This is a genomic window from Candidatus Synechococcus spongiarum SH4 (genome assembly GCF_000586015.1).
Classification (GTDB): domain Bacteria; phylum Cyanobacteriota; class Cyanobacteriia; order PCC-6307; family Cyanobiaceae; genus Synechococcus_B; species Synechococcus_B spongiarum_F.
On record NZ_JENA01000138.1, the window covers coordinates 1 to 4,542 of the forward strand.

General features: G+C 60.0%; 2 protein-coding genes. One reads left to right on the forward strand and one right to left on the reverse strand.

Going from position 1 to position 4,542, the window contains the following annotated elements:
- Positions 1-3,294 (reverse strand): type ISP restriction/modification enzyme (locus BG35_RS0106795; RefSeq protein WP_025782242.1); only part of this gene is annotated, 3,294 nt, incomplete at its 3' end.
- Between the two features lie 144 nt (positions 3,295-3,438).
- Here BG35_RS0106795 and BG35_RS12745 point away from each other — a divergent pair.
- A partial coding sequence (locus BG35_RS12745; protein WP_201768420.1) for a PHP domain-containing protein occupies positions 3,439-4,542 on the forward strand: 1,104 nt, incomplete at its 3' end.

The window sequence follows — 4,542 nt, forward strand, 5'->3', positions numbered from 1 at the left end:
AGCCCGAAGCTCCCGCCCCAACACCCCCCGCTCCCGATAGGAGAGCCATTTCTTGAGCACTTGATAGCCTCCCAGCTTGTAGCGCCAGACGGGAAACGGCACGTTGCGCCAGAAGGCGCGATCATTGAGATACACGTCCAAGGTGGTGTCACCACATGAGCCAAGTAGGCCAAGCATACCATGCCATGGGACCATAGCGCCGCGCTCCTCCGGGGTGAAGGGACGCTCCACCACGCGGCCTTGGCCGGGCATGACGGCATCGCCTTTGCCAAAGTGACCCCATCCCGCGGTTACAGCAAAATCCGCATCGGCCATGTTGCCCCCATCGGTGGTGCTGGGCACGGCAATGACGGCCATTTCCGGGCGCAACGGCGCCTGGGTGACGCCGGGAACGGGAACATCAGGATCCAGCAGCGCGGCTAACTGACGGCCACGGGCGGCAGAGCGGGCAAGCGCAGCCGCCGCGCCTTCAGCATTGCCCTTGGGCCAGCCGGGAAGAGGGATACGGGGCCATCCCATGCGCAGAGCGCCCGCATTGGCTTGCCGGTAGGCGGGATCATGGAGGACGGCCAACACATGGTGGAATAGATCTTCCACACTGGCGTCAAGAGCAGTAAGATAGTTCTGGGCGGCAATGGAAAGATTGGGGATGCGGGGATCGCCGTTGCTCTTGGTGATGCCGTTATCGCGGAGCCAGACGGGAAACATGAGAGCGCCACGCTCAATCAAATGCCGAGAACCCATGTGCTCTGTGATATAGGCCTGTGACTCTTGTGCCCCTTTACGCAGATGCTGCGCGGAAGAAAGTGACAGATTCCCCTCAAACACGTGTGGCCAGTAGTCAGCACGTTTCTCATCAAGTAGCTTTGTTTCTGCTTCCCAATAGAGCCAGCGGTTATCAAAGGGCCTGTAGGCAAAGTGGACAAAACTAGCTTCATTGGGACCACCACGCTTCAGTAGAGCATCCCGCACTGCACGGGCATCAAACCGAGATGTCTTCTGCATCACTCTTGGATAACGGCGGGCGATTTCCTCATGGCTCAGTGCCGGGTCGAAGTAATCAGCAATGCGCACCCGCAGCCGATCAAGATCCACATCAACGAGAAAACTATCACGGCTGGTGTTGACACCCGGAAACGACTTGGGGAACAGATCAGGCAACGCCGGCCACTGGAAATAGTCTTCACTCACGTCTGTTTGCACAAAGGGAAAGCCCAGGGGAAGGCTCGGCACCAGTTGGGTGGTCACCTGCTCTGGTGTTGCATCTGCTGTGGTCAGCAGCTTTTCGCGTTTGGCCTGGGCTGGTCCCCAGAGATGGCGCAGGTCAACGGCGCCAACGGGCTTGTGGTTCTTTTTGCGCACCAGGGTGGCGATGGCGGTGCCCACCTGGATGCCCACGGATTGGCCCCCTACGGTGAACACACTGCCATCGGGTTCTCCGTCCGGTGTTTTGCCACCTTTGCGCACATCCCCATTCAGACAATCAATCCTGACGGCATCAAACACTTCAAGGTACCGTTCCCGCATCCCGGTAAAGGACAAGCCGTCCAACCAGGAATAGTTGGAGATGAAGCAGATGACCCCTTGCCCGGTTTTCTCGGCAATGCGCCGTTCCGCCATGCGGAAGAAGCGCACGTAGAGATCGTTCAAGCCTTGCCCCTCCGGTCTGCGCACCCGCCGCGTGGTGCGGTAGGCGGTGGAGAGCGCCCGTTCCTCGTCCACCGCCAGGCCGGCAAAACCGTTGTAAGGGGGATTGCCCAGGATCACCAGGATGGGTTGTTGTTGTTTCACCCGTTCGGCCCGGTCCCGCTCCTCCTCCAGTTCGGGGAAGGGGAGAGGTTTGTTCCCGTGGGGTTCCCAGCCGGTGAGGGCGTTGGTGAGGAACACCCCCGCCCGTTCGTTGCCGTCGTCGGTCAGGGGAGCATCCAATTCTTGCAGGGTGAGGCCCACTTGAAGCTGGGCCACCACCAACGGCGCCGGCATGATCTCGAAACCGAACACCCGCCCCGTGGCGGCGGCTGTCACCCGCGCCCCCGCCAACGCCCCCAGGCCCTGGCCTTCCAGGTTGGCGGCGATGCGGCGCAACACTGCCGCCAGGTAGGCGCCCGTGCCGCAGCAGGGGTCCAGCACCACCACGTTCTCCGCGGCCAGGCCGTCGGGGATGTGCAGGTCTTGCTTGAGGGCGTTGTCCACCCGCGCCACCATGGCTTGCACCACCTCGGTGGGGGTGTACCACACCCCCAGGTCTTTACGCAGGGCCGGATCAAAGGCTTCCAGGAAGGGTTCATAGAAGTAGGGCACCGCCTCGCCGCTGGTGAAGCGGGAGAAGAAGGCGGAGCGGTCCACCCGCTCCAGGGCGGCGGCGCTCCAGTCCAACACCTCCACCAGGCCCAGGGGTTGCAGGCGGCTGGGTTGGGCCAGTTGGGAGAACAGGGCCGCCAACACTGGCGAGCGCAGATGCCACACCGCCGTGCGCCAGTCGAAGCCACCGGGTTGGGGCGGGCTTTGCCGCGCCCACAACACCCAGGCGGAGAAGACGCCGTAGAAGAGGGTTTGCACCAGGGTGGAGCGGAAGAACCTGGCTCCTTTCTCCCCCTCGAAACGCACCCCCAGGGCCTCCTCCAACGCGGAGCGCACCGTCGCAAGCTGGGGGGCGTCCCCTGCCGTTTCCACCCGGGCCAGACCATCCCGGGCATAGGAGGCCAGTAGCCAGGCCAGATCTTTCGGTTCCGCCAATGCGGCGCGGTGGCACAGGGCCCGGGACAGGTATTCCCCCAGTCCGGCGCCGGCGGTGCAGGCCAGGGTGTGGGGTGTGTCCAGGGCTTGCCGGAAGGCCGCCGCCGTTTCCGCCAGTTGGAAGGTTTCCAGCCTGGCGGGGCGGCCCGTGTTGTCCTCCCCCACCAGCACAAACTGGCGCAGGTTGGTGACCAGCACCAGCCGGTAACGCTCCCAATAGCGGCTCACCTGCTCACTGGTTGCCGTGAGCCATGCATCATCGTTTGGGCTTTTCACCTCCACCACGCCCCGCTCGGGAATCTGCCCCTCCCGTGGACGCCCTTTCTGCACTTGCCTGGCCCCGTACAGCCCGAAGTCAGGATGGCCGGCCCCCTGATTGGCCAACTCCCCCACACAGAACACCTTGGGTTTGAGGGTGGCCCCCACCCCATTGAGGAGCGTGGTCAGGGGACCGTAGCTGGAGCGCTCCCCCGTGGCGCCGCCGCTGGCGCGGATGCGGTGAAGCTCGGCGCAGTAGGCCGCCACCGCCTTGGTCAAGTTGTCGCTGGCAGCGGTCATGGGCGGGCTTGGGGGCAATGGCGGAGGATACCTTCAGGGTTGGGACTTGGCAGGGTCCCGTAGAGTGCGGCTTCCCGCACTGAGAGGAGTTTCAATGGGGAGCCATGGGGTAAGGTGGAGTGAGTGAGGCATCCAACAGTCAAGATGAGCAGACCCTCCTGGAACTGGCCCGGTTCCCGCTGGTGGCGTGTCGATTTCCATACCCACTCGCCAGCATCCTACGATTTCAAAAACAGAGAAGCAAATGGCAATGATAATGAACGTTGGGTCAAGTGGATCACAGCAGCCCGTGATGCGGGTCTTGAGGCCGTTGCCATTACCGACCACAACACAGCCGATGGAATCGAGCATCTTCAAAACGCTTGCTCTCAAGTGGAACATGCCCCTGTTCTGTTTCCGGGAGCTGAGATTACCGCCAATGATGGATGTCACTTGTTGCTCATTATGGACCCGGACCATGGTCGTGATCACGTCAACGATTTTTTAGCTCGTGTGGGCATTGAACAAGAAAACCGTGGCAAGCCAGAAGCCCGTTCTCCACAGAGTGTTGAGAATATCTTAGAGAAATGTAATGATAAAGTATTGATTCTGGGTGCTCATGTGAATAGCAAAGATAACGGTCTTTTGAAACATGGAGGCCGACAACGCATTGCTGAGCTCAATCATCCTCGTCTGGCTGGTGTTGAAGTTGTCCCCGACAAATGCCTGGAAGATGAGAAACTCCTTGCTCCTGAGAACTATGAGTCATGGCTGGATGGTAGTAAGGCAGAAATCAAGCGGAAGTTCCAGCCAGTGTGGTCATCCGATGCCCATTGCTTTACAGACCTGGGCCGTCGGTGGACCTGGGTGAAGATGACCTCGCCAACCCTGGAAGGCTTGCGTTTGGCTTTATTGGATGGGGCTGGCTCTCTGAAGCCCTCGCAAGCCGAAGACGACAATCACAACGTTCCACCTGAATTGGCCATTGAGAGCATCACAGTGGATCAAGGGAAATTCATGGGTCGGCCTGAACCGATAACCATCCATTTGAATCCATACCTCAACACGATTATTGGTGGACGCGGCACCGGTAAATCAACCATCATCGATTTCTGTCGCATGACATTACGACGGCAGGATGAACTTGAGAGTAATCAGAAAGGAGAAGAACCTCTGAAAGATTCATTTGATCGGCGGATGAAGATTCCCAAGAATCGAAAGGAAGAAGGACTCCTTACACAACAGACAAAAGCTGAAATAGTCTATCGC